The organism is Peteryoungia wuzhouensis (assembly GCF_003205195.1).
Lineage (GTDB): Bacteria > Pseudomonadota > Alphaproteobacteria > Rhizobiales > Rhizobiaceae > Allorhizobium > Allorhizobium wuzhouense.
In genome coordinates this window covers 99682-124082 of record NZ_QJRY01000010.1, presented here as the reverse complement: position 1 = coordinate 124082, position 24401 = coordinate 99682, and the positions used below count along the sequence as shown (strand labels likewise).

The 24401-nt window shown below is 61.4% G+C and carries 23 protein-coding genes and 3 pseudogenes; 9 read left to right on the top strand and 17 right to left on the bottom strand.

Annotated elements, in window-relative coordinates:
* Window positions 1-143: 143 nt before the first annotated feature.
* From DMY87_RS22180 to DMY87_RS22110, 15 genes and pseudogenes are all read right to left on the bottom strand, one after another.
* Window positions 144-673, bottom strand: a pseudogene (locus tag DMY87_RS22180) (LysR substrate-binding domain-containing protein); the annotation flags it as partial.
* A gap of 69 nt (window positions 674-742) precedes the next feature.
* Window positions 743-1498 carry an ABC transporter ATP-binding protein gene (locus DMY87_RS22175; protein ID WP_110793810.1) on the bottom strand — a complete coding sequence of 252 codons (756 nt, stop codon included), beginning with the start codon at window positions 1496-1498 and terminating at the stop codon, window positions 743-745.
* Complete coding sequence (locus DMY87_RS22170) at window positions 1495-2304, bottom strand: ATP-binding cassette domain-containing protein (RefSeq protein WP_110793809.1); 810 nt, start codon at window positions 2302-2304, stop codon at window positions 1495-1497. The genes DMY87_RS22175 and DMY87_RS22170 overlap by 4 nt, the downstream gene beginning before the upstream one ends.
* Window positions 2301-3158 carry an ABC transporter permease gene (locus DMY87_RS22165; RefSeq protein WP_110793808.1) on the bottom strand — a complete coding sequence of 286 codons (858 nt, stop codon included), beginning with the start codon at window positions 3156-3158 and terminating at the stop codon, window positions 2301-2303. The genes DMY87_RS22170 and DMY87_RS22165 overlap by 4 nt, the downstream gene beginning before the upstream one ends.
* A complete protein-coding gene (locus DMY87_RS22160; protein ID WP_110793807.1) occupies window positions 3155-4120 on the bottom strand; it encodes an ABC transporter permease in 966 nt (321 codons plus the stop codon). The genes DMY87_RS22165 and DMY87_RS22160 overlap by 4 nt, the downstream gene beginning before the upstream one ends.
* 95 nt (window positions 4121-4215) lie before the next feature.
* Window positions 4216-5676, bottom strand: a complete 1461-nt coding sequence (locus tag DMY87_RS22155; protein WP_245409012.1) for an ABC transporter substrate-binding protein — start codon at window positions 5674-5676, stop codon at window positions 4216-4218.
* 422 nt (window positions 5677-6098) lie between these two features.
* Window positions 6099-6410: an ABC transporter permease subunit gene (locus tag DMY87_RS22150; protein ID WP_133253049.1), complete on the bottom strand. Its 312-nt coding sequence runs from the start codon at window positions 6408-6410 to the stop codon at window positions 6099-6101.
* Window positions 6411-6608: 198 nt separating this feature from the next.
* Complete coding sequence (locus tag DMY87_RS22145) at window positions 6609-7838, bottom strand: acyl-CoA dehydrogenase family protein (protein WP_110793804.1); 1230 nt, start codon at window positions 7836-7838, stop codon at window positions 6609-6611.
* Window positions 7839-7887: 49 nt separating this feature from the next.
* A complete protein-coding gene (locus tag DMY87_RS22140; RefSeq protein ID WP_110793803.1) occupies window positions 7888-8655 on the bottom strand; it encodes an ABC transporter ATP-binding protein in 768 nt (255 codons plus the stop codon).
* A 23-nt stretch (window positions 8656-8678) separates the two neighbouring features.
* Window positions 8679-10022 carry an ABC transporter substrate-binding protein gene (locus DMY87_RS22135; protein WP_110793802.1) on the bottom strand — a complete coding sequence of 448 codons (1344 nt, stop codon included), beginning with the start codon at window positions 10020-10022 and terminating at the stop codon, window positions 8679-8681.
* A 97-nt stretch (window positions 10023-10119) separates the two neighbouring features.
* Window positions 10120-11187, bottom strand: a complete 1068-nt coding sequence (locus DMY87_RS22130; protein WP_110793801.1) for a branched-chain amino acid ABC transporter permease — start codon at window positions 11185-11187, stop codon at window positions 10120-10122.
* 4 nt (window positions 11188-11191) lie between these two features.
* Window positions 11192-12073, bottom strand: a complete 882-nt coding sequence (locus DMY87_RS22125; protein ID WP_110793800.1) for a branched-chain amino acid ABC transporter permease — start codon at window positions 12071-12073, stop codon at window positions 11192-11194.
* 10 nt (window positions 12074-12083) lie between these two features.
* Window positions 12084-12860, bottom strand: coding sequence for an ABC transporter ATP-binding protein (locus tag DMY87_RS22120; protein ID WP_110793799.1), 777 nt, complete (start codon window positions 12858-12860; stop codon window positions 12084-12086).
* Window positions 12857-14281 (bottom strand): LLM class flavin-dependent oxidoreductase, encoded by a 1425-nt coding sequence (locus tag DMY87_RS22115; protein ID WP_110793798.1) that lies wholly within the window; start codon window positions 14279-14281, stop codon window positions 12857-12859. Before DMY87_RS22115 ends, DMY87_RS22120 begins: the two co-directional genes overlap by 4 nt.
* Before the next feature lie 366 nt (window positions 14282-14647).
* Window positions 14648-14889 (bottom strand): annotated as a pseudogene (locus tag DMY87_RS22110) (PLP-dependent transferase); the annotation flags it as partial.
* A gap of 205 nt (window positions 14890-15094) precedes the next feature.
* On the opposite strand from DMY87_RS22110, the gene DMY87_RS22105 reads away from it, so the two are divergent.
* The 9 genes and pseudogenes from DMY87_RS22105 to speB all read left to right on the top strand — a co-directional run bounded on the left by DMY87_RS22105 (window position 15095) and on the right by speB (window position 22711).
* Window positions 15095-16060, top strand: coding sequence for an aliphatic sulfonate ABC transporter substrate-binding protein (locus DMY87_RS22105; protein ID WP_110793797.1), 966 nt, complete (start codon window positions 15095-15097; stop codon window positions 16058-16060).
* A gap of 13 nt (window positions 16061-16073) precedes the next feature.
* On the top strand, window positions 16074-16910 hold the full coding sequence (locus DMY87_RS22100; RefSeq protein ID WP_110793796.1) for an ABC transporter permease: 837 nt from the start codon (window positions 16074-16076) through the stop codon (window positions 16908-16910).
* A 1-nt stretch (window position 16911) separates the two neighbouring features.
* Window positions 16912-17670, top strand: a complete 759-nt coding sequence (locus DMY87_RS22095) for an ABC transporter ATP-binding protein (RefSeq protein WP_110793795.1) — start codon at window positions 16912-16914, stop codon at window positions 17668-17670.
* Window positions 17671-17830: 160 nt separating this feature from the next.
* On the top strand, window positions 17831-18028 hold the full coding sequence (locus tag DMY87_RS22090) for a hypothetical protein (protein WP_110793794.1): 198 nt from the start codon (window positions 17831-17833) through the stop codon (window positions 18026-18028).
* A gap of 8 nt (window positions 18029-18036) precedes the next feature.
* A complete protein-coding gene (locus DMY87_RS24310) occupies window positions 18037-18174 on the top strand; it encodes a hypothetical protein (RefSeq protein ID WP_165826419.1) in 138 nt (45 codons plus the stop codon).
* A gap of 45 nt (window positions 18175-18219) precedes the next feature.
* Complete coding sequence (locus DMY87_RS22085; RefSeq protein ID WP_110793793.1) at window positions 18220-19653, top strand: FAD/NAD(P)-binding protein; 1434 nt, start codon at window positions 18220-18222, stop codon at window positions 19651-19653.
* 144 nt (window positions 19654-19797) lie between these two features.
* A complete protein-coding gene (ssuD, locus tag DMY87_RS22080; protein WP_165826423.1) occupies window positions 19798-20967 on the top strand; it encodes an FMNH2-dependent alkanesulfonate monooxygenase in 1170 nt (389 codons plus the stop codon).
* A gap of 42 nt (window positions 20968-21009) precedes the next feature.
* Entirely contained in the window at window positions 21010-21552 is a 543-nt protein-coding gene (locus DMY87_RS22075; RefSeq protein WP_110793791.1) for a flavin reductase family protein, read from the top strand.
* A 192-nt stretch (window positions 21553-21744) separates the two neighbouring features.
* Window positions 21745-22711 (top strand): annotated as a pseudogene (speB, locus tag DMY87_RS24670) (agmatinase).
* A 6-nt stretch (window positions 22712-22717) separates the two neighbouring features.
* On the opposite strand, the gene DMY87_RS22065 reads toward speB, so the two are convergent.
* Both DMY87_RS22065 and DMY87_RS22060 read right to left on the bottom strand, forming a co-directional pair.
* A complete protein-coding gene (locus DMY87_RS22065) occupies window positions 22718-23575 on the bottom strand; it encodes an ABC transporter permease subunit (protein WP_110793790.1) in 858 nt (285 codons plus the stop codon).
* Window positions 23572-24363: a taurine ABC transporter ATP-binding protein gene (locus DMY87_RS22060; protein ID WP_110793789.1), complete on the bottom strand. Its 792-nt coding sequence runs from the start codon at window positions 24361-24363 to the stop codon at window positions 23572-23574. Before DMY87_RS22060 ends, DMY87_RS22065 begins: the two co-directional genes overlap by 4 nt.
* Between the last annotated feature and the right edge of the window lie 38 nt (window positions 24364-24401).

Genomic DNA, 24401 nt, shown 5'->3' with positions numbered 1-24401 from the left:
GAGGCTCGAAACAGCCTCGTCTTCCGCAACGATGAGGTTCTTTACAAGTTCGGCCTTCCGGCACCGACTCGCACCCGGTTCGGGTCGAGCGACCGGAAAACAGAAAGATCCGCGGTGCCCGGCACGACGCGCCCATCCCGTTGTCACCACGGGTGCCAGGGCTGTGCCGCTCGTGATGCACGAACATGGTCGATGAGCGACGGAGTTTGGGTGACATGTTGCGACGGTTGGGAAAATGTAGGAAGAACCCGGGGGAAGGCAGGCAGACAGTCATCCAACGACGTGATCAACTCACCGCGACGGATGTATGGGCGAAACGTGTCTTCCAACGCGAAGGTAATACGCCGTCAGCGAGCGCAGTGCGAACCATCCGATGCAGATCATTCGGGGTGATTTTGGGCTCGATGCCGACATCGAAAGGTGTCCCATCCTCCTCGAACTCCCATCGATAGGGTGCGGCACTTGGAGAGGGACGCCAGCCGATACAGCGATGATGCACCAGGTCCCGAGGATGGTGGGGCCTTCCGTGGACTTCGAAACAATCCGGCCCCGCCACGACCACTTCTCTCTCTTCTTTGGCAAGTGGCACCGCGACCGCATCCTGTTCGATCACATCTCCCAGCCTGCCCCCCGCATCGTGGTCGGCGGCGACGATGTCGAAGACGTCGTCGGTTGTGACCTTGCCCCATTCTTCATCCATAGAATGTCGATCACAAACCAGGCGGCAGCAAGCAAAGTGGCATCAGAACACTGATTCCGGCATGCGCGGGATGCTCGCCAGAAGTTTGCGGGTGTAGCCATGGCGTGGATCCGCAAGAATGGCTTGTGTAGGGCCGCTCTCGACGATCTTGCCTTGCTCGAGAATGATGGTGTCCTGGCAGAGAGAAGCAACGAGGCCGATGTCGTGTGAGACCAAGACAAAGGTGATGGTCTGGGAGAGTTCTCGCAGCAGATCTACGATCCGGATGCGCGTTGAGAGATCGAGTGCGCTCACCACCTCATCCGCCAAGATCACGTCCGGTCGCGACACGATTGCTCGCGCAATCGCGATGCGCTGCCGCTGGCCGCCCGAAAACTCGTGCGGATACCTTGAGACCGTGTCCACAGGCAAGCCAACCGACGCCAGGGCTTCCGATACTGCAGCGTGATGATCGCCGGCGATCCTCAGGGATCGTAGGGGTTCGGCGACGATGTCCACGATCTTCTGACGTGGATCGAGCGAAGAATAGGGATCCTGGAAAACCGCCTGAACCCGACGGCGAAAGCCTTGCATGAAGCGCCGGTTATCCGGGTCGAGTGGCGTGTCGTCGACGAGAATCTGCCCCTTCGCGGGACGATTGAGACCAAGCAGGAGGCGAAGAAGTGTCGTCTTTCCCGAGCCGGATTCACCGACGATACCGAGATTGCGGCCCTTTTCCAGCTTGAAGCTGACATCATTGAGCGTCGTTCGAGTGTGGTCATAGCCGAAGGAAAGTTTACTGGCGGATATCAGGGTCATGCTGGAAGCCCCAAGGCCGTGTCGAAGGCGCGGGCGGCCGCGACGAGAGTTTGCGTGTAGGTATGGTTGGGATGGCGAAACACGTCGCCTACCGTCCCCTGTTCGACGATCTGGCCGTGCCGGAGGACGACGACGCGATCGACGGTGCTGGCGACCACGGGAAGGTCGTGGCTGATGAAGAGCAACGCCATGCCACGGTCGCGCACGAGCCTGCCCAGGAGTTCCAGGATTTCCGCCTGCGTCGTCACATCGAGGGCGGTAGTCGGCTCGTCTGCGATCAGCAGTTTCGGGCGGCAGGCAAGCGCCATGGCGATGGCTGCCCTTTGACGTTGGCCGCCGGACATCTGGTGCGGCCAAGAACGTGCCATGCGCTTCGGGTCCGGCAGAGCGACCTGGTCAAGCAGATCCATCACCTCGACCTCGACCGCATGGCGATCCGCGCTGCGCCCGTCGCGCCTGGCCCGCCGACGCACCGCCTCGCCGATCTGCTGGCCGATCTTCATCAGCGGATCGAGCGCTGTCAGCGGTTCCTGGAAGATGACAGCGGCACTGGTGCCGCGCAATGGTACAAGGTCTCTGTCGCGTGTGCCGATGACCTGGTGGCCGTCGAGCAGGATCGAGCCCTTGGCCTTCAGCCCGTCTGACAAGAGGCCAATGGCGGCCAGTGCCGTCAGGGACTTGCCGGACCCTGACTCACCGATCAGCCCAACCCGTTCGCCGGGTGCCACGGACACGGATACCTCCGAGACCAGCCGCTTGCCGTCGGCGTCGATGGATAACTTGTCGATAAACAGGATCGGCGTCATGCGCGTGTTCTCCGGGTCGGATCCGCTAGGTCGCGCAGGCCATCGGCCAGGAGATTGATGGCGATCACCAGACTGACGAGGGCGATCCCGGGTGCGACTGCGCCTAGGGGAGCGGTGTAGACGGTGCCCTGCGCTTCCTGCAGGAGCCGTCCCCAGGATGCATTTGGCGGAGGTGCCCCGAGACCGAGATAGGAGAGTGAAGACTCAGCGATGATCGCGAGACCGAACTGCAGCGCAAGGTTGACCATCAGTGTCGGCCAGATGTTCGGGAGGATGTGCAGGACAATCACGCGGATCCAAGAGGTTCCGGAAATGCGCGACGCCGTGATGTAGTCCATCGCGAGCACCCGCTTGGCCAGAATGCGCGTCAAGCGTGCAACGATTGCCGCATTGGCGATGCCGATCGCGACAACCGCCGTCCAGAGGCTTGCGCCATCGCTTGCAGCGACGATCAGCATGGCGAGCAAGAGGGTGGGAAACGCGATCATGATGTCGAGTGCTGCGGCAAGCACATCATCGAGCGTACGGGACGCAAAGGCGGCGAGAAGGCCGACGGTGACCCCAATGGCCGCGCCAACCACGACGGCACCGGTGCCGACGATCAGGGCGATGCGGGAGCCGATCATGATGAGGGTCAAGAGGTCACGCCCGAGGCGGTCTGTGCCTAAGGGATGCAGGAGCGAAGGCAGCTCCAGGCGCCCGCCAGCCATGGCTGAGGGATCATAGGGCGTCCAGAGCAGCGTCGACAGGCCGATGACGAGGTGGAGAACAATCAGGCCAGCGCCGAGCAGGAAGGTCCATGACAGGCGTTGGCGACCGGTGTTGGATGGAGCTATCAGGGCGGTCTCGCTCATGCGTCTGACCCTCCTATGCGGCTGCGGAGGCGCGGATCGATCAGCCGCTGGGCGATGTCGGCGAGGAAGCCGACGATCAGAACCAGAAGCGTCGAGATAAAGAGGACGCCCTGCACGACGGGATAGTCCCGCTGCTCAATGCCAAGCAGGAGCATGGACCCGAGGCCGGGAAGCGAAAAGACCCGTTCCACGACGACGGCGCCAAGCAGGGTGGAGGCGAGTTCGATCCCCATGATCGAGATCACCGGCACCGAACCATTGCGTATACCATGGCGGATGAGCGCCTCCGGATATGTTGCACCCAAAGCGCGGGCCGTCCTGAGATAATCACTGCCGAGGACATCCTGTGCCGCTGATCGCACATAGCGGATGAGCGACGCGGCCATGACAATGGAGATGGTGGCAACAGGCAAGGCGAGCGCTTCAAGGGCAGCATCCGGCCGCATCCAGCCGCGTGCGGGAAAGCCCCCGGAGGGAAAGATGCGCAGGTTTACCGCGAAAACGGTCACTAGAAGGATCCCGATCCAGAAGACCGGGACGGCAATGCCGAGCTGCGAAACGATGGAAATGGCCGAGCCATACCAGCGGTTGGATTTCGCGGCAGCGACGATGCCGAGCGGCAGGGCAATCGCGATGGCTATCAGAAAGGACAGAACCGTCAGGGGCACGGTGACCGAAAGGCGTCGGGCAATTTCCGGCAGGACTGGCGCCTGACTGACGAAGGAGTTGCCGAAGTCGAAGCGCAAAAGGCCGGAGATGAATTGCAGAAACTGCTGGGACAAGGGCAGGTTCGATCCGACCTGTCGACGCGCCGCTTCGATCTGTTCCGGATCGGCGCCAACGGAGACCAGAGCATTGGCCGGGTCGCCAGGAAGCAGGCGCAGGAAGAGGAACAGGATCATGGCTGCAATCACGATCGAGACGACCAGAATGGCCAATCGGCGAAGGAGGTAGGTTAGAATGGTTCTGGCCCTCTCAAAGACGAAGCCGCCCCGCGCTGCGCCGGGCGGCTTCTCCTATAACGCTGTTGGTGAGCTGGCGTATAGCCGGTCCGAAATCAATCCGCTTTCTTGATGTCTGCGACGAAGAACTGTGAGTTCAGGCCGTTGATCGGGTAGCCGGTGACCGCCTTCGACGAGACGACGATCTGCGGGTAGAGGTAGATCCAGTTGCTGGCAGCATCCTCGGCGATGATCTTGTTGGCTTCCTTCAGCTTCTCGGTCTGCTCATCGGTGGTCTGGCTTGCTTCAGCCTGCTTGACGAGGTCGACGACCTGCGGGTTGTTGTAGCCCCAATAGAAGTCGGGATTGCCGTAGAAGACGATGTCGCGGTGGTTCACGTGTTCCTGCAGCGTGGCCTGGAAGTCATGCGCCTTGTAGACCTTGGTGTACCACTCGTTGCCGGTGATGATGTTGATGTTGACCTTGACGCCGACCTTGGCGAGTTCCGTCTGCAGGAACTGGGCTGCGATCGGATGCGGGTCGTAGTTCGGCGTGTCGAGGGTGAAGGTGAAGCCGTCAGGATAGCCTGCTTCGGCGAGCAGGGCCTTCGCGCTCTCGATGTTGTAGGCATCGGTGCCGGTGAGGTCGGTATACCAGGGGTCCGTCGGCGGGACCATCGAGCCGATCAGGGAGCCATAGTCGCCCCAGACGGCCTTCAGCAGCTTGGCATCGTCGACCGCGCGGGCAAGCGCCTTGCGGACCTTGACGTTGTCGAAGGGGGCGACCCGGTCATTGTAGGCGAGCAGAAGCTTGGTGGTCGACTTGCCTTCGGCCACTGTGAAATCGGGATTGTCCTTGAACTGGCTGAGCGAATCCGGGCTCTGGATCGAGGTGATGATGTCGACTGAACCTGTGAGCAGGGCGTTGTTCAGCGCCGTCGCTTCGGTGAAATACTGGAAGACAACATCGGCATTGCTCGGCTTGGTGCCCCAATATCCATCAAAGCGGGCAAGCGCCAGCGAAGAACCGCGACGCCATTCGGCCAGCTTATAAGGGCCGGTGCCGTCTTCGGCGGCGGTCAGGTCCTTCGCCACGTCGTTGACGACCCAGACATAGCTCAGATTGTAGGGCAGCGAGATCGAGCGCGAGGCGAGCTTGATGACGACCGTGGCGTCATCGGGCGTCTCGATGCTTTCGATCGTCTTCAGGCTGTTCTTGCGCGAGCTCTTCGATTCGGCCGAGGTCACGCGTTCGATCGAGAACTTCACGTCCTTGGCAGTCAGCGGATCACCGGAATGAAAGGTGACGCCGGGCTGCAGCTTGAAGGTATAGGTCAGGCCGTCTTCGCTGACGCTGAAATCCTTCGCCAGAACCGGCTGCACTTCGCCGGCATCCGTCAGGCGGAACAGCGCCTCGTAGACATTGCTGTTGAAGGCTTCATTGATGCCCTGGCCGGCGCCGGCCGTGTTGTCGAGGTTCTGCGGCTCGTAGAGCGATCCGATGTTGATCGTTGCGTCCGCGTCGAAATCTTGCGCGTGGAGCGATCCGCCGGCGAGTGTGCCGAACAGCAGTGCCATGGCTGTCCAGGCACCAGCCTTCCAGCGGTTATTCTTCAGGATCTCACCCGTCCGGGTCGTGGTGCCGCTCATTAAAGATACCTCATCGTCGCGCCTGTCGGCCGTTGTTTGATAGGGGTCACAATATCGGACCCGTTTGAGAGTGGCATGGCATCACCCGGCGAAATTTTCGGGCAGAGCGAAACAGCCTTCGCTTGGCGGGCTGATGCGTAAAAATCTATTCCGCTCCCGAAGGTGCTGGATGGAGCTAAGTCGTTGAGAAAGAATATGCAAATCGTCTGATATCCTGACGGCGTCACCGATTACCGATGTCCGCTCACGTTCCGTTGGCGCTCGAGCCCCAGGGCGTAGCGAGAGGTGGCGAAGGAGATGAGGAAATAGAGCGGTCCCGCCAGGATATAGGCTTCGGTGTAGTAGCCCAGTCAGAGGGTGTCGGTTGCGAATGCCTTGGCGGAATTCAGGAGGTCATGAACGCCGATCACGGCGCGCAGCGCTTGGGGCAGCACGATCAGACGCGCGGTTTGCCAATAGGTCATGCCGAGTGCCGAGGCAGCGTCGGTCTGCCCGCCCGGAAGCGCCTGGAGACCGGCCCTCTTCACCTCTGCCAGATAGGCTGAGGTGAAGAGGGCCATGCCGGTCTGCGTGCGCAAAAGCTTGTCGGCATGGGCGCTCGCCGGGATCGCCATGGGTACGATCAGCATGGCGATAGAAAGCAGCACCACGATCATCGGCATGCCGAGCAAACCCTGGATTTAGCCAGCCGCCATTCCTTGCAGTAGCCGCATTCTTGACTGGCCGGCCAGTGCCATGGCGATCGCGACCCGAAAGGCGAAGCGAGCCCTGGGATCGTCAAGTTGATCCGCGCAGGGCCTGCACCGTCCCGGATGGGGCGGCGAAATCCCTGACAATGTTATGAAAAATGGATCATCAGCTCACGCCGGCGCCTGACCGATGCGCCACTGGAAAGGCGGCGGTGTGCCGTTGACGGCGAAGTCGCCAACGATGCGGTCCTTGTAAATCCGTGGATTGTGGGAGGATAGCGTGCGGGCATTGCGCCAGTGCCGGTCGAGGGCTGCAGGCTTCTTGGCCGCGGAGGCACCGAGCGTGTCGAACAGGATGGTCGAGGCTTCCAGCACCAGATTGCTGACGACGTTGAGCGCCTGGGATGTCTCGATTTCAGCAATCGTATTGGCCTCTTCTTCCGCTTCAGCATCAGCGGAGAAATGCGCCTGATAGGCGCGCTCTAGGGCGCGGGCGACCTGAAGCACGATGGCGCCGGCTGAATAGGCGTTCGAGCGGATGCGTCCGACAACCTGCAGTACCTGCGGATCCTGACTGGAGCGGGGGCCTGCGGCATTGGTATAGTGGCGCGTGCGTTTTGAGACCGCCTCGGCCGTCTCATTGGTTATCGCGCGCCCGATGCCGGCAAGCGTCGCCAGATGGACCGTCTGGTAGAAGCCGGCACCGTAGCGGAACTGGCTCTCGTCCGGCACGACATCGAGAGGATCGACCGCGACATCGACAAAGGTGGTGGTGCCCGAAGCCGTCAAAATCTGGCCGAAGCCGTCCCAGTCGTCGATGACGGTCACACCCGGATCGTCGCGGCGCACCTGGGCCGCACCGCTCTTGCCGTCTAGGCCGGTGACGCCGACATTGATCCAGTCCGCGAAGAGCGAGCCTGTCGTGTAGTACTTCTCCCCATTGACGACCAATCCGCCATTCTTCTCGGCCACATGGGTGGAAAAGGCCTCCTGGCTTGCATTGCCGATTTCGGTCCACGCATTGCCGACGATATCACCGGCAACGATCCGCTCCACCCAGCGCTTCCGCTCCGGACCGGCCGGCCGGTTGACCACGTCTTCGAGGAAGCCGAAATGGCCGCGCAGAGCCTGGGTAATGTTGGAATCGGCTGCCGAGAGTTCGATCAGCAAGTTGAAGAGTTCGGGAAGCGTCGCCCCCGAGCCGCCCTCGGCTTCGGGGATCCTCAGGGCACCAAAACCCGCAGCCTTCAGGGCGGCGATTTCGTCAACAGGCAGTTTGCGATTGAGTTCCCGCTCTGTCGTGCCTTCGGCGATCTGCGCGAAGATGGGACGAAAACGCTCGGCCAGAGCCTCATAGCGTTGCGAGGGGCCTTCACCCCATGCGAGGCCGATCTGTGTCATGATGTAATGTCCTTGAAGAGATGATGAATTTGGAAGTGTTTGCCGGCAGCTACGCCACCGCTGCGGCCGATCCGCCGAGATAGAAGTCGTGGACGTCGTCACGCGTGCTCAGCTCTTCGGCCGTGCCCGAAAGTGCAACACGCCCCGTCTCCAGGATGTAGGCATGGTGGGCATAGCGAAGGGCCAGATTGGCGTTTTGCTCGGCGATCAGGAAGCTGACCCCGGACTCTGTGTTGAGGCTGCGAATGATCTCGAAGATTTCCTGGACGATGATCGGCGCCAGCCCCATTGAAGGTTCGTCGAGCAGGACCAGTTTGGGCCGCGTCATCAGGGCACGCCCGATCGCCACCATCTGTTGCTCGCCGCCGGAGGTGAGCCCAGCCTTCGTCGTACGCTTGTCCCGCAGGCGCGGGAACCAAGTGTAGACCTTTTCGAGACTGTCCTTGAGGTCGATGCGGCTCGGTCTGCGAACAAAGCCGCCGGAGAGGATGTTTTCCTCCACGGTCAGTTGTGGAAAGACGTGACGACCTTCCAGAACCTGCACAATCCCACGGGCCACCAGCTCGGATGCCGAGAGATTGCCGACCGATTCCCCCTGCCAGAGGATCTCGCCCCGGCTTACCCGACCACGCGCCGGGCCAAGCAGGTTGGAGATTGCCTTCAGCGTCGTGGTCTTGCCGGCGCCATTGGCCCCGAGCAGGGCAACAACGCTGCCCTCCCGGACTTCGAGCGAGACGTCGCGGACGGCGAGGATCGCCTGACCATAAAGCGCCTCGACATTGCGGACTTCGAGGAGCCCTTGATGATCTCGGGTCATGATCGGCGATCCTTTCCGTTTTGTCAGTTGCTGGCCGCATCACGCGGCGTGATGCCTTTTTCGGCCGCATAGGCTGCCGACTTGGCTTTCAGCACGTCGGCAAACAGCGTCGCATCCGCTTTGATCCAGTCGGTCTTGGTGTCCCAGGATTCGCCATTCCACTGGATGATCTTGGCTGCGATCGTTTCGCCCTTGTGGTTGTCGATCGAGGTCTTCAGCGGGCTGATCAGCCCCTCGGCACCGAGTTCGGCGATACGCTTGTCATCGATGTTGAGGTTTTCCAGCGCCCACTGGCCTTCGGCTGTGGTGAGCGGCTGGTTGCCGAACTTCTTCTGACCCGTGCGCAGCGCCTCGACGAAGGTGATCGCCTCGATCACACCGTAGTTGTAGTAGACGGTGCCGAACTTCGAATTGTCCTTGAGGTCGGACTTGCCCTTGTCGAGGATGTTTTCCTTCAGGGTCTTCAAGATGCCGTAGTTGGTGCCCGGCGGGAAGACGGAGACGGCGAGGTAACCCTTGGCGGCAGCGCCTGCCGGACGGGCATCGTCTTCCGAACCACTCCAGATGTCGCCGATGATGCGATCAACGGGGAAGCCGACACGGGCTGCCGTCTTGATCGCAACCGGTGTCATGACGCCCCAGCCACGCAGGAAGACCCAGTCGGCGCCAGCGCGACGGATCTGCTGCCACTGCGACTGCTGCTGCTCGCCCGGATGCGGAACCGGGATCTGGATGTCCTCGAAGCCGTATTTCTTCGACAGGATGGAGAGCGGTTCGATGGTGTCGCGGCCATAGCCGGAGTCGTGATAGAGGGTCGCGATCTTCACGCCCTTGAGCTTGTCGTAGCCGCCGGCCTGAGAAGCAATGTAATCGACGATGATCTGTGCTTCGCTCCAGTAGTCGAAGACGAGCGGGAACTGGTAGGGGAAGACGCGACCATCGGTGGCGATGTTCTGGCCGCCGCCGGGGCTGACGATCGGAACCTTGTCGATCCGCGCCTTGTCGGTGAGGGCCACGTCGAGACCGCTCGAATGCGGATAGATCGCAGCCGTCAGGGCGCCGTTGAAGCCGTTCTTGTAGCGCTCATAGCATTCGATGCCGCGCTCGATCGTATAGGCGGTTTCGCATTCCTGGATGAGGATCTTGACCCCGTTCACGCCACCTTCGACTTCGTTGACATAACGGAGATAGTCGATGTTGCCCGCGCCGAAGGGAATGAAGGACGGTGCATAAGGGCCGGTGCGATAGGTGAAGAGGGGATAGAGCTGCTGACCGGTCGCGTCCTCGGCCTGGGCCGGGACGATCAAGGCTGTGGCTGCGACGATGGCGCTGGCGGCCAGCGCGATTGTCTTTCGAAAGACGGACATGGGGGAACCCTTCCTGGTTGACGTTGCGTTGTTGAATGCAGGCATTCATGCGCCGGGCGACGGTTGTCATCGCGTGCCCGAGGTGTTGCAGACCTTGTTAGGTGGCCAAGCGTCGGCGCAGAGCGTCGAGGCCCCTTCTTATCCAGGCGGACAAGCCGTCCGGCTCCTTGATGAGGATGAAGATGATGATCACGCCGAAGATGACGCGCTGCAGGTTGGTGATTGCGCCCTGGTCGCCGAGATAGGCGATGTCGGAGGCGAGCACGAGATTGTCGAGCAGGATCGGCGTGAGCACGATGAAGGCTGCACCGAGGAAGTTTCCGAAGATCGTTGCCGTGCCGCCGATCAGCACAATGAAGAGGATCTGAAACGACTTGTCGAGGTTGTAGGTATATGCATCCGCTGTGCCGAGATAGGCAAAGCCCCAGAGCACGCCGGTGATCCCGAGGAAGAAGGAGCTTACGGCATAGGCCTGCAACTTGCGCCGGACCACACGAATGCCGAGCACGGCGGCGGCCGTTTCCTGGTCACGGATCGCCGTCCATTCCCGTCCCAACCGGCTCTTCACCACGAGAAATGCAAGACCGATCAGGATGGCGGTGACCGTCACCACGAGCAGATAGCGACCGGTGGCGGACTGAAGGTCGTAACCGAGGAATTCCAGCCGTGGTGCCGAGATCGTCAGTGACTGGCTGCCGTTCGAGAACCAGGGATAGTTGGTGAACAGCCACTGGAAGAAGAACTGGGCGCCGAGTGTCGATGCGCCGAGATAGAAGCCCTTGATGCGCAGGGCCGGCAGACCGAAGAAGGTACCGGCCACGGCAGCGATCAGGCCGGCCAGCAGAAGGACGACGGGCAAAGGCAGGTCCGGTGCGCGCAGGATCAGGTTGTAGGCGGAAAAGACGCCGATCGACATGAAGGCGGCCGAGCCGAGGGACACCAATCCAGCATATCCTTGCAAGAGGTTCAGCGAGATACCCGCCAGACCCATGACGATGGTCGGAATGATGATCGAGCTCAGCCAGTAATCGGTTGCGATGGCCGGAACCAGGCCAAAGGCGACGAGAATACCGACGAGGACGAGTGCCACCCGCCAGAGAGCGGCTTTCGAACCGGTATCGATGACGGGGACGAGCTTCGGCGTTGTATCTTGCACCGTGGACATGGGATCAGACCCTTTCGATGTCGCGGTCGCCGAACAGGCCGGCGGGGCGCACGAGGAGGAAGGCGACGGCGAGGATGTAGGCGAACCAGGTCGATACGCTGCCGTTGACGATGGGGCCGAGATAGGTGTCGGCCAGCGCTTCGCCGGCGCCGACAATCAGGCCGCCGACGATCGCGCCGGGGATTGATGAGAAGCCGCCGATGATAAGGACAGGAAGGGCTTTCAGGGTGACCAGCGAGAGCGAGAACTGAACCCCTTGGCGCGCGCCCCACAGCAGACCAGCAACGAGCGCAACGACGCCTGCGACACTCCACACGATCCGCCAGATGGCGGGCAGACGGATGCCGATCGACTGGGCTGCAAGGGTGTCATCGGCGACGGTGCGCAGGGAGATGCCCATCCGGGTCTTGCTGAAGACGAAGGCAAGCACGGCGACGAGTGCGACAACGATCAGGGAGGCCGTGATGTCGAAACTGCTGATGAAGATCCCGCCGTAATCCTGGGCGATGTCCTCTATGCCGAGGTCGAGCATATGCACATCGGTGCCGAGGAAGAACTGGGCAGCACCGTCGATGACGAAGGAGAGACCGAGCGTCGCCATGAACAGTGTCAGCGGGTCCCGGTTTCGCAAGGGGCGCAGAACGGTCGCCTCGATCGCCACCGCGAGCAGGATCATCAGCAAGGAGGTTGCCAGGATGGCGACCCAGAAGTTCAGGCCGTTCTCGACCAGGGTGACGAAAACCAGCGCCGCGAGGAAGACCATCGCCCCCTGAGCGAAGTTGAACACGCCGGAGGCCTTGTAGATCAACACGAAGCCGATCGCGACCAGTCCGTACATCAGCCCGGCGAAGAGGCCGGCGATGAGCGTTTCGAGAAAATAGCTCATGATGGCGTCCTCAATGAACCGTGCCGAGATAGGCGGCGATGACGTCTGGATCGTTGCGCACCTCGTCCGGCGTGCCGTCGGCCACCTTGCGGCCGTAGTCGAGGACGACGACATGGTCTGCGAGACCCAGCACGATACCCACGTCATGCTCGATGAGGACGATCGTCGTGCCGAAGGACTTGTTCAGCTCAGAGATGATCCGGCTCATCGCCTTCTTCTCATCCTGGTTCATGCCGGCCATGGGCTCGTCGAGCAGCAGCAATTTGGGTTCGGACACCAGCGCGCGGGCCAGATCGACCCGCTTCTGGGTGCCATAGGACAGCGTGGAGACCACGCGGTCCCGATCCTTCTCCAGGCCAAGAAACGCGATGATGCGGTCGGCGCGCTCGGCAAAGCTGCGCCGCTCGTCCCGGTCGCGACCGAAGCGGAAGACGTTTTCGACAAAGGTCGCGCGACCGTGGCGGGAGAGGCCGGCGAGTACATTTTCGCGTACCGTCAGGCGGCGGAAAAGCGCATTGTGCTGGAATGTCCGGCCGATGCCGAGCCGGGCGGCAAGCCCTGGCTTGATCGCCTCGAAATGAGTGCCGTCGAGAACGACGTCGCCGGCATCGGCCCGGTAGATGCCGCTGATGACGTTGAGCAGAGAGCTCTTTCCCGTGCCATTGGGACCGATCAGGGCGCAGATCTTGCCCTTTTCCACCGAAAAGCTCAGTGCGTTCAACGCTTTCACGCCACGAAAGGACAGGGAGACCTGGTTGAGTTCCAGAAGGTTGCTCACGCCGGTCATCCCTTCACTGTCTTGAGGACAGGGGCATCGCCGCGAGCGGCGGCCTCACGGCGCTTGACAGCTTCGATATCGCGGTAACCGTCCGCCGGGTGGTTCTGCGGCAGATAGGGACCATCGCCGAAGAGTTTTTCCCTGAGGGTGCCGGGCTTGTAGGCGGTTGGATAGACACCACGGCGCTGCAGTTCCGGGACAATGAAATCGACGACATCCTCGAAGCTGTCCGGCGTGACCGCGTAGGCGAGATTGAAGCCGTCGACATCGGTGTCGTCGACCCATTCCTGCAGGATGTAGGCAATGCGGCTTGGAGAACCGACGATCACGGGTCCGAGCCCGCCGATCCCACCGAATTGTGCCAGTTCGTCGATGGTCCAGGCCTTGTCGCCGCCGGCGAGATGCTCGACCACCGACTGGATCGCGTTGGTCTCAACCTTCTTGACAAGATCGGTGGGCGCATACTGGCCGAAGTCGATGCCGCTCCAGCCGGACATGAAGACAAGCGAGCCATCCCGCGATACGTAGCTCTGGTATTCCTTGAACTTCGCCTCGGCCTTCTCGTCGGTCTCATCGGTGATGATGGTGAGGAGGGTGTAGATCAGGACCTTCTTCGGATCACGGCCGGCCGCCGCCGCCCGCTCGCGGATTTCCGAAACATAAGCCTTCAGCACAGACTTGGTGGGGGCTGCCACGAAAACGCATTCGGCGTGCTCGGCGGCGAAGGCCTTGCCCGGCCCTGAGGCGCCTGCCTGATAGAGGACTGGCGTCCGCTGCGGCGAGGGCTCGGTCAGGCCATAGCCGGGGACGTCGAAATACTTGCCCTTGTGGGCGATCTCGTGAACCTTCTCCGGATGGGTGAAGACGCGGTTTTCGCGGTCGCGAACCACAGCCCCTTCTTCCCAGGAGCCTTCCAGCAGCTTGTAGAGCACCTCGACATATTCGGCAGCGACGTCGTAGCGGTTGTCGTGCCGACGCAGGCCACCTTCGCCGATGTTCTTGGCACCACTCTCGAGATAGGAGGTGACGATATTCCAACCGATCCGGCCCTTGGAATGGTGGTCGGCGGTCGCAATGCGCCGGGCGAATGTGTAGGGGTGCTCGAAGGATGTCGATGCGGTGATCCCGATGCCGAGATGTTCGGTGGCGAGCGCAATCGGTGCCGCCAACTGCAGCGGGTCGTTCACCGGTAACTGCGCTGCCTGATGAATGGCGTGGTAGTTCGACCCCTTGTAGACATCGTAATAGCCGATCACGTCGGCAATGAAGATGCCATCGAAGATGCCACGCTCAAGCGTGCGTGCCAGATCCTGCCAGTAATCCAGGTCCTTGTATTTCCAGGATTTGTCCCGCGGATGCGCCCATAGGCCCGGCGATTGATGGCCGACGCAATTCATGTCGAATGCGTTGAAGCGGATAGGCTTGGTCATGACGCGTCCCCTGTCAAACTCTGGCGGTGCCTGAAGCTAGGGACTGTTTGATCGTCAATACAGAAATTCTATCATATTTATATACAATAAGTGGGAACAAAAACGCCCTGCCGGTTCATTTGGCGAAAAAGTCCATATGGCGACGGCCGGTCGGAACCAACAAGCCGGCAGCCAAGAGCCGTGGAACGCTGCGACCGCGCGGTCGCTTTGCTGCGATCGGCAATCGGAGAATTCGGGTTTAGCAATCCAGCTCAATCTCGTCATCCGTCAGAACCGGTGGGATCGGCGCGTACATTGGCTATGGCAGCAAACAAAGACGGAGCGGCCAGATGGCCGCCCCGCTTCCGATGGTTGTGTTTGCGGCTGTTATTCTGACGCGGCCTTGAGGCCGTGAGCGGCGGCCAGGCCACGTTCGAGATCGGCCAGGATGTCGTCGATAGGCTCGATGCCCACCGAGGGGCGGACATAGCCCGGCGTAACCCCGGTTTTCAGCTGGATTCTATGGTCAACTGCGAATGAGTGGTCGAGGCCGGGTGGATGGCGAGGCTGCGGGCATCGCCGATATTGGCGACATGGTGGTGTAGTTCCAACGCATCAATGAAGCGACGTCAGGCCTCTAAGGGGGGGCTGCCCTGGCGGGTTTCGTCAGGGCAGGTCGGACTTCTGGACGTTTGGTTTTGGAAACGGCGCGTATAAGCTTCTGAGGATGCCGAGGTATTTATTCCAAGTACCGCTGTTAAATTAGAACGAGCCCCCTTCATATTGTCCATTGAATTTATAGATTGAATTCCATCAATTTTGATGGAGAGACGAATGAAATCGCTACTCGGTGTTGCCCTTGGTGCCCTGATGTCAGCCACTGCGCTTGGTCAGGCTTTCGCTGCCGACCTGTCCGAAATTCGCATCGATTGGGCGACCTATAATCCTGTCAGCCTGATCCTCAAGAAGGACGGTCTTCTCGAAAAGGAATTCGAAAAGGACGGTATCAAGATCACCTGGGTGCAGTCGGCAGGTTCCAACAAGGCTCTGGAATTCCTCAGCGCATCTTCGATCGATTTCGGCTCGACGGCTGGTGCTGCAGCCCTGATCGGCCGGGTCAACGGCAATCCGATCAAGTCGATCTACGTGTATTCGCGGCCTGAATGGACCGCGCTGGTGACCCGCAAGGATACGGGCATCACGTCGGTTGCCGACCTCAAAGGCAAGTCGATTGCCGTGACCCGCGGAACCGATCCGCACATCTTCCTGGTGCGAGCGCTTGCCGAAGCAGGCCTCTCCGAAAAGGATGTGACCCTCGTCCTGCTGCAGCATGCGGATGGCAAACTCGCCCTACAGCGCGGCGATGTCGATGCCTGGGCCGGTCTCGATCCGCTCATGGCCTCGGCGGAAGTCGAAAATGGCGATGTGCTGTTCCATCGCAAGCCGGAGAACAATAGCTGGGGCATCCTGAACGTGCGCGAAGACTTCGCCCAGGAGCATCCGGAGATCGTGTCGCGCGTGCTTGCCGCCTATGAGGCGGCCCGCAAGGAAGCCATCGCCGATCCGGCAGCTTTGGAGGCTGCGCTCGTCGAGGCGACCAAACTTCCTGAAGCCGTCATCGAGCGCCAGCTCGAGCGCACGGACCTCAGCCATTCACGCATCGGCACTGACCAGCAGGCAACGATTGAGGCTGCCGGGCTTGCGCTGCAGGCGGCCGGGGTTCTGAAGCCCGAGGTCGATATCAAGGCTGTCGCCGGCGAACTCGTCGACCCGTCCTTCGGTAACGGTCTCAGCCAGTAATCGGACGGAACTCATGGCGATCCTCGACACCGCGCCGTCGGTCCAAGTGAGCACGAAGATCGAGAGGCCGGGCAACCGCCTCTCGATTGTTGCGCATCCTGCCGCCGGGCTCCTTGTTCCCTGTCTGCTTCTGCTGCTGTGGGAGATGCTGGTCAGAACCGGTGTCGTCGGTGGTCGGCTGATGCCGGCGCCGTCACAGATCTTCCAGACAGTCTATGCGCTTGCCGTGACGGGCGAACTTGCCGGCCATGTCGGGATCACTCTGTGGCGCGTGGCCGTCGGTTTCGCCGGTGGCGCCGTTGTCGGCACGGTGCTGGGTGCTCTGACGGGTTATTCTCCGCTGCTGCGTCGGCTCCTGGATCCTAGCCTCCAGGCCCTTCGCGCTATCCCGTCGATTGCATGGGTGCCGCTGTTCATCCTCTGGTTCGGGATCTTCGAGGCCTCCAAGGTTGCGCTGATTGCGGTCGGCGTGTTCTTTCCCGTCTATCTCGGGGTGTATGGCGCGGTGCAGGGGGTGGACCGCAAGATCGTTGAAGTCGGTCGCGTGTTCCGTCTGTCCGGCTTCGAATTGGTCCGGCGGATTCTCCTGCCCTCGGTGCTGCCGGATTACATCCTGTCACTGCGTGCAGGGCTGGGTCTCGGCTGGATGTTTGTCGTCGCTGCCGAATTCATGGGGGCCTCGCAGGGGCTCGGCTATCTCCTGGTCGACGGCCAGCAATTGGGCAAGCCGGACCAGATCCTCGCTGCCATCCTGGTCTTCGCGATCGCCGGCAAACTGACGGATAGCCTGTTGCTCCTGGTCTCGGCCCGCTTCGTTCGCTGGCAAGACAACCATATGCGAGGACGCTGAGATGCTCGAGCTTCGCCATCTCGCCAAAATCTATCCGAACGGGGTGCATGCCCTGGAGGATTTCTCCTTGAGTGTCGGGCAAGGGGAGGTCGTCGCCATCATCGGTGGCTCCGGTTGTGGCAAGAGCACGCTGCTGCGTGTCATCGCCGGGCTTGAGGTTCCATCCCGTGGCGAGATCCGGCTTGGCGAGCAGGCGCTTGTCGAGCCGGACGCGCGGGTCAATATCGTCTTCCAGGAGCCGCGGCTGTTTCCGTGGCTGACAGTGGCCGACAATATCGGCTTCGGTCTTCGGCACCTCGACCGATCGGTGCGCGATGCGCAGGTCGAGGCGGCCTTGGCACGGATCGGGCTCCCGGGGTATGGCGGGCGTTGGGTGCGGGAGCTTTCCGGTGGGCAGACACAGCGGGTGGCGCTTGCGCGCGCGCTTGTGACCCATCCGAGCGTGCTGCTTCTGGACGAACCCTTCTCGGCGCTCGACGCCATGACCCGGGCCGGTCTGCAGGATCACCTCTCGGACCTCTGGCAGGAAAACGGCACGACCATGCTGCTTGTCACCCATGACATTGAGGAAGCCGTTGTTCTCGCCGACCGGATTGTCGTGATGCGGCCCTGGCCGGGGCGAATTCTCGATGTGGTCGACGTGCCGCTGCCGCGCCGCCGGGACCGCAATTCCAGCGATTTCGGAGAACTCAAAAGGCATCTGTCCACGCTTCTGGAAACCTCAATGGGGTCACAACAGTCGGTGTTGGCTCAGGCTTGAGTTTCGAAGCTGGACGGAAAGTGCCATTTAAGCCGATCATGCCGAACCAAATTTGCCGAAAGCGTGGTGAATATAGAATACTAATTTGGTAGATTAAGTTGACTGGAGCGCCAGTCGCGGCAAAACTGTGACGGTAACCGCTGAGAAGGAGGCACATGACATGCCCATTGGCTTCAATCTTTTTTCGTTTGATTTCTTCGAAGCATTTCGGCGCGGCCAGCAGGATGCGGCATCGTTCGATCCGGACCGCGACGCTCCGTCGAGCAGTCGTTCGGATGAAAATTCCGATGATGACGATGCCCGTCGCCGCGCCGCCGATCAGGCCTTCTGGGGCCTGGGCTATTTCCCCGTCCTGTGAGGTCGACCATGGCCTATGTCGGTTATCCGTCGAAGCGAGCGGTTTCAGCCAATTCACCAAAGCGCTGGGGCGTGGATGGGGTGGCAGGTAAAGTCGCGCTCGCAGCGTCGCTGCTTTTCGTAGCGATCGCCATCCTTGGCCTTTGATCGCATGCACCGCTCGGCACACGGCCGGCGAGATGGAAAATCAGAATGAGTAAACCTTCCCAGCCGTTGATCGTCGCGATCATCGGAGGCGGTTTTACCGGTGCAGCGGTCGCCGCACATTTGTTCGAAGGGGATTTCCCCGTGTCTGACGTCAAGGTCGTCGTGGCTGAACCACGTGACCAGATCGGCAGGGGGCTTGCCTATGGCGCCACCGATCCCGCCCATCGGATCAATGTGCCTGCTGGCAAGATGACATTGTTTCCAGATCGGTCGGAGGATTTCAGCCTCTATCTCGATGGCCCTGCCAATGGAGATCACGACCCCGGCCTGATCGCCGCTGACGGCCTTGCTTACCCCAAACGATCGGTTTTCGGGGATTATGTGCATGCGCGTCTGCGACCTCTGCTGGATGCGGCGCGCGTAGAGCACTGGCAATCGGCGATCGTGTCTCTCGTGCCGGAAGGTCGCCAATGGCGCCTCACAGGAACTGATGGGAAGACGCTGGTCGCCGACCTCGTTGTCCTTGCGGTCAGCCATCCGGCGCCGGCCCTGCCGAGAACACTTCTTCCCTTGAAGGATGATCCGAAGCTTATTGCGGACGGCACTGTTCCAAATGCGCTCGATGCGGTGTCGCCTGATGACCGCGTGTTGATTGTCGGTAATGGCCTGACCTCTGCCGATATGGTGGCCTCCCTACAGCGTCTGGGGCATCGCGGCGCAATAACATCCATTTCCCGGCGAGGTCTACGCTCGCGCGGACATGGTCCTGTCGGTCAGGAAGCGTTCGGCGATTTCGTTTCTAAGCCATCTGTTCGTGCCAGTGCGCTTCTGTCGCGCATCCGCAGAGCGATCCGCGAGGCTGAAGTCCAGGGACTTAGCTGGCACAGCGTGCTTGACGCTGTCCGGATCCAGGGGCAGCAGATCTGGCCGAGCCTGACACTTGCGGAGAAGCGGCGTATCGTCCGCCATGTAAGACCTTTCTGGGATGTGCATCGTTTTCGGATCGCACCGCAGGTGGAGGCTGTCATCGACGATGCGATTGCGTCCGGCCGCATGACAAGTCTGGCCGCCGCCCTCAAATCCGTCACCCGCAGCGGCGATGCATTCCAGGTGGTGCTGCAGCCCCGGCGCGGTGCGGCGCCGGTGTCCATCGAGGTTGATGCGATCATCGTCACCACGGGACCTGCGCATGGCGACGTTCTCGACAGCCAACCGCTTCTCCTGTCTCTGAAAAATGCCGACCTCTTGCAGCCTTGCCCCACAGGCCTGGGTATTGCCTGTGATGTTCATGCCCGTGCACTGTCCGCCGATCCGACCACTCCGGGCCTGCTCATCGCCGGGCCTCTCGCGCGGGGCACATTTGGGGAATTGATGGGGCTTCCGCAGGTGACTGAACACGCCGTGCTCGTGGCGCAGCAAATCAAGGATAGCCTTGCGCGCCATCGCGCCGGAGGGCCAATCCTGTCGCGGGCTTCCTGACGGGGGCTCGCTGTGCCCGGACCGAGAACCGATCTTTTTGGTCACGTCGGATAGTTAGAATAATATTCCTTATAAAAACTATAGATATTATTAAACTCGAGCCAGTTTGAGGGCGGGCGATCGCCCTTGTTTTACAGGAATGGAATCATGACAACTGCGAAGCCCCTGGACTTTCTCTGGTTCATCCCATCTTCCGGGGATGGTGCCTATCTCGGATCCGACGATCTCAGCCGTCCGGCCGATCCGGGATATTTTCGCGAGATTGCCAAGGCGGCCGATCGTCTGGGCTATTCCGGCGTCCTCATCCCGACGGGTGTCGCCTGCGAGGAGTCTTTCATTCTCGCCGCCGATCTTGCTGCCCATACCGAGCGGCTGAAATATCTCGTCGCCATTCGTCCTGGCACCGCGTCACCGGCCTATTATGCACGCCTCGCTTCGACCCTTGATCGGGTCTCGAACGGGCGCCTTCTGCTCAATATCGTCGTTGGCGGCAGCGCGCAGGAACTTGCCGGCGACGGCATCTTCCTGCCGCATGACGAGCGTTACGACCATGCGCAGGAATTCTTTGAAGTCTTCAACTCGCTGATCCAGACCGGCAAGGCCCACCTGGACGGCAAATACATCAAGGCGCACAACGCCCAGCTTGGCTTGCCGCCCGTGCAGCAGCCGCGACCGCCGCTCTATTTCGGTGGCTCGTCGGATGCGGCCATCGAATTCTCGGGTGGCATCACCGACAAATATCTGACCTGGGGTGAGCCGCCGGAGCAGGTTGCGGAGAAGATCGCCAAGGTTCGCAAGGCGGCCGGCCCGCATGGAAAGGACGTCACCTTCGGCATTCGCTTGCACTTCATCGTCCGGGAAACCGACGACGAAGCTTGGGAGGCCGCTGACCGCTTGATCTCGAAGCTCTCCGACGAGACAATTGCGGCTGCACAGGAAGTGTTTGCCAAGAGCTCGGACTCGGTCGGGCAGGCGCGCATGGTCGCTTTGCATCAGGGTCGCCGCGACAAGCTTGAAGTTTCGCCGAACCTCTGGGCCGGTATCGGTCTGGTTCGTTCTGGCGCCGGAACCGCGCTGGTCGGTTCGCCGAAGACAGTGGCCAAACGCCTGCGCGAATATCAGGACCTGGGCATCGATACCGTGATCGCGTCCGGCTATCCGCATCTGGAAGAGGCCTATCGTGTCTCCGAACTCCTGTTCCCGGAACTGGGTCTGCCTGGTCCGCATGACCAGCTTCGCTCGACATTCGGCGAGCGCAAGGTTTTCGGCGGTGGCGGTCATGGCGGCAACGTCAAGACGGCATCCGCCTCGTGACCTTGTCACCGATTTCTCAGCCAATGGCCTGGACACGTTACAATGACCTATAACACCGGACAGCTGGTGAACTTGAGAGCGGATCAAACGAGCGAACCGGCTGGTGATGTCGACCCGCAAGCTTTGAAGGCTGCGCTCCGGCAATTGGCCGGCGGCGTTTCCATCATTACGACGGGCTCCGGCAGCGACCGCACCGGCGCGACAGTGACGTCTGCAACGGCGCTGTCGGTTCATCCGCCACGAATGCTTGTCTCGCTCAACAAGACGTCGTCAACATGGCCGGTCCTGCAGAGGCACGGCAGCTTCGGCGTCAATATCGTCGGCGCGCGACACCAGCAACTGGCCAATCAGTTTGCCGGCGTGGGCGGGCTGAAGGGTGAAGAGCGCTACCAGGGCGCCTCGTGGATCAACCTCTTGTCCGGAGCGCCGATCCTCTCGGATGCCGTTGCCGGCATCGATTGTGAAGTCGAAGAGGCGATCGAGCGCCATAGTCACGTGATCATCATCGGACGTGTGGTGGCAATCCATGCGGGCGAGGGCGTTTCGCTCGCTTATGTGAATGGCGGCTATCACGCCCTCGATTGATTGCATGCCTCTTGATCGCCGGGCTCGTCCCGGCGGTTTGCTTTTTGTGGTTGGCTGCGCCACTACCCCCGTTCGCGCCTGATTGCAGATATATCGACGCGTTGCGCTTACCCCCTGCGGCGCAGACAGGGCGTGATCTTCCTCTGATGCGAAGACCTGCCGTCTCCATCCCTGCCTCTCCAAGGAACTTTGATGACCGAGACTTTCCTGCCCGTCGACGCCATGCAGATGCCGCGTTTCGCGGGCATCGCCACGTTCATGCGGCTGCGACATGTCGATCCAGCCGATCCGTTGATCGACGAGGTGGATATCGGCCTGCTCGGTATCCCCTGGGATGGCGGCACGACCAACCGGCCGGGTGCGCGGCATGGGCCACGACAGGTGCGCGATGCCTCGACCATGACCCGCCGTATTCACCCGATTTCCCGCGTTGCGCCGTTTTCGGCGCGCAATGTCGCAGATCTCGGCGACGTGCCGGTCAATCCGGCAGACATTGCGGATACGCTTGAGCTCATCTTCCATTTCCTCGAGGACCTGCGGGCGCGGTCCGTCAGGCCGCTCAGCGTCGGGGGCGACACCTGATCAGTTACGCGGTGTTGCGCTCTATCGGCCGGGAGCGACCAGTCGGTCTCATCCAGTTCGATGCGTATACTGATCTGTTCGATTCCTATTTCAACGGTCCAAATACACCCATGGAACGCCCTTTCGCCGCGCGATCGAGGAGGGCTATGTCGACCCGCGTCGCATGGTGCAGATCGGCATTCGCGGCGCGATGTTCAACGACGACGATATTGTTTGGGGCGAAAGCCAGGGCGTGCGCATCATCCGGATCGAAGAGGTCGCGCAGCGCGGCATTGACGACGTCATGGCCGAGGCACGGCAGATCGTCGGCACGGAGCCGACCTATGTAACCTTCGATATCGATTGCGTCGATCCGGCCTTTGCGCCGGGAACCGGGACCCCTGAGGTCGGCGGCTTTACCAGCCGCGAAGCGCAGCGGCTGGTTCGTCATCTGGACGGGCTGAACCTTGTTGGCGCGGATCTCGTCGAGGTCGCGCCGCCGTTCGATCCGACCGGCGCGACCGCTTGGCTTGGCGCATCGCTTCTGTTCGAACTGCTCTGCGCTCTCTCGCAATCTCCTTCGACGAAAAAGGGCTAAGGCGTTTCAGGCCTTGCCCTTCCACGGAACCAGCAAGCGTTCGACCAGCCGCACGGCAAAGCCGAAGCCGAAGGCACAGACCGAGATAATGGCAATGCCGACGAACACCACGTCGGTGGCCAGAAACTGCGCGGCCGACATGATCAGGAAGCCGATGCCGCGTGTCGAGGCAATCAGTTCCGCCGCAACCAGTGTGCCCCAGCCGATGCCGACGGCAATGCGCACGCCCGTGAGGATTTCCGGCAAGGCGCTCGGGACGACGATATGGGCGAAGAGCTGCCAGCGGTTGGCGCCGAGCGCCCGTGCCGCATTGGCGCGCTCCACCGAGACCGAGCGCACACCGGCCTGGGCCGAGAGGCAGATCGGGGCAAACATCGCGAGGAACAGAACGGCGACCTTCGATGTCTCGCCAATGCCGAGCCAGATGATCATCAGCGGCAGGTAGGAGAGCGGGGGCAGGGGCCAGTAGAACTCGATCGGTGTGTCGAGAATGCCCTTGGCCCAGCGGTTGAGCCCCATCAGCAGGCCGATCGGGATTGCGGTGAGAAGGGCAAGGGCTGCGGCAAGACCGATGCGGAAGAGGCTGGCCCCGATATGCTCACCAAGCGTCGCGCCGGCATAGCCGTTTTCGTAGATTACGCCGAACTGGTGCAGCACTTCGCCGGGACGCGGCAGGAAGAGGCTGGGTGCCAAGTGCAGTGCCGTCGCGCCCCACCAGATGAAGATCAGGACGAAGGCCGTGGCGATGCTGATTGCGGTGGTGCGTTTGCCGTCAAGCCCGAAGCCCGCCATGCGCACGGTCTTTGGCCGGGAAGGTGGCGCCCGTTCAATTTTGGTCGTGGTTTCCAGTTCGATGGCCGTCATGCCGCGATCTCCACTTTCTGATGGTCCTTGTGGAGGATCTCGCGGATCTCCTCACGGATTTCGCCAAACTCTGGGGCGAGGTTGATAGCGCGCACGTCGCCGGTTGCGATGAAACGGTTGACGAAGTCCAGTTCGTAGCGGGCAACGACCCGGCCGGGCCGCGGCGACATCACGACCACCTGGGTTCCGAGAAAAAGTGCCTCCTCGATCGAGTGGGTGATGAAGAAGATACGCTTGCGGGTGCGGTGCCAGACCTCGATCAGCAGCTCCTGCATCTTCTCGCGGGTCAGGCTGTCGAGCGCACCGAAAGGCTCGTCCATCAGCAGGATGTCGGGTTCGGTGGCCAGCGCCCTGGCAATGCCCACGCGCTGGCGCATGCCGCCGGAGAGCTCGTACGGAAAGCTTTTGGCGAAGTCCTTCAGACCAACGAGATCCAGAAGCTCCTCCGCCCGGTCCCGCCGTTCGGCGCGGCCGATGCCGGCGAACTTCAACCCCAGCGCCACGTTGTCGGCGACGTTCGACCAGGGGAGCAGCGTGTCCTTCTGGAAAACCACGCCGCGATCGGCACCCGGCCCCTTGATCTCGCGGCCATTCAGGCTGATCGACCCTTCCGACAGGGGCAGGAAACCGGCGATTGCGTTCAGCAGCGTGGACTTGCCACAGCCGGAAGCGCCGAGCGCCACGACGAAGTCGCCATCGGGAATGTCGAGGTTGACCCGGTCCAGCGCATGCACGGGCTTTTCACCCCGGCCTTCGAAATAGACAGTCGCGTTTTGAATTTTCAGCATTTTTTCTCCCCTCAAACGAGGATCACGCCGGCTTTTGG

Bases quoted from the DNA above. Each gene is read 5' to 3' on its own strand.
- DMY87_RS22140 (WP_110793803.1), bottom strand. From the start codon at position 8,655: ATGACCCGAGATCATCAAGGGCTCCTCGAAGTCCGCAATGTCGAGGCG.
- DMY87_RS22085 (WP_110793793.1), top strand. From the start codon at position 18,220: ATGAGTAAACCTTCCCAGCCGTTGATCGTCGCGATCATCGGAGGCGGT.
- DMY87_RS22135 (WP_110793802.1), bottom strand. From the start codon at position 10,022: ATGTCCGTCTTTCGAAAGACAATCGCGCTGGCCGCCAGCGCCATCGTC.
- DMY87_RS22145 (WP_110793804.1), bottom strand. From the start codon at position 7,838: ATGACACAGATCGGCCTCGCATGGGGTGAAGGCCCCTCGCAACGCTAT.
- DMY87_RS22130 (WP_110793801.1), bottom strand. From the start codon at position 11,187: ATGTCCACGGTGCAAGATACAACGCCGAAGCTCGTCCCCGTCATCGAT.
- DMY87_RS22115 (WP_110793798.1), bottom strand. From the start codon at position 14,281: ATGACCAAGCCTATCCGCTTCAACGCATTCGACATGAATTGCGTCGGC.
- DMY87_RS22120 (WP_110793799.1), bottom strand. From the start codon at position 12,860: ATGACCGGCGTGAGCAACCTTCTGGAACTCAACCAGGTCTCCCTGTCC.
- DMY87_RS22105 (WP_110793797.1), top strand. From the start codon at position 15,095: ATGAAATCGCTACTCGGTGTTGCCCTTGGTGCCCTGATGTCAGCCACT.
- DMY87_RS22065 (WP_110793790.1), bottom strand. From the start codon at position 23,575: ATGACGGCCATCGAACTGGAAACCACGACCAAAATTGAACGGGCGCCA.
- DMY87_RS22075 (WP_110793791.1), top strand. From the start codon at position 21,010: ATGACCTATAACACCGGACAGCTGGTGAACTTGAGAGCGGATCAAACG.
- DMY87_RS22175 (WP_110793810.1), bottom strand. From the start codon at position 1,498: ATGACCCTGATATCCGCCAGTAAACTTTCCTTCGGCTATGACCACACT.
- DMY87_RS22150 (WP_133253049.1), bottom strand. From the start codon at position 6,410: ATGCCGATGATCGTGGTGCTGCTTTCTATCGCCATGCTGATCGTACCC.
- DMY87_RS22125 (WP_110793800.1), bottom strand. From the start codon at position 12,073: ATGAGCTATTTTCTCGAAACGCTCATCGCCGGCCTCTTCGCCGGGCTG.
- DMY87_RS22090 (WP_110793794.1), top strand. From the start codon at position 17,831: ATGCCCATTGGCTTCAATCTTTTTTCGTTTGATTTCTTCGAAGCATTT.
- DMY87_RS22100 (WP_110793796.1), top strand. From the start codon at position 16,074: ATGGCGATCCTCGACACCGCGCCGTCGGTCCAAGTGAGCACGAAGATC.
- DMY87_RS22165 (WP_110793808.1), bottom strand. From the start codon at position 3,158: ATGAGCGAGACCGCCCTGATAGCTCCATCCAACACCGGTCGCCAACGC.
- DMY87_RS22095 (WP_110793795.1), top strand. From the start codon at position 16,912: ATGCTCGAGCTTCGCCATCTCGCCAAAATCTATCCGAACGGGGTGCAT.
- DMY87_RS24310 (WP_165826419.1), top strand. From the start codon at position 18,037: ATGGCCTATGTCGGTTATCCGTCGAAGCGAGCGGTTTCAGCCAATTCA.
- DMY87_RS22060 (WP_110793789.1), bottom strand. From the start codon at position 24,363: ATGCTGAAAATTCAAAACGCGACTGTCTATTTCGAAGGCCGGGGTGAA.
- DMY87_RS22170 (WP_110793809.1), bottom strand. From the start codon at position 2,304: ATGACGCCGATCCTGTTTATCGACAAGTTATCCATCGACGCCGACGGC.
- DMY87_RS22155 (WP_245409012.1), bottom strand. From the start codon at position 5,676: ATGGCACTGCTGTTCGGCACACTCGCCGGCGGATCGCTCCACGCGCAA.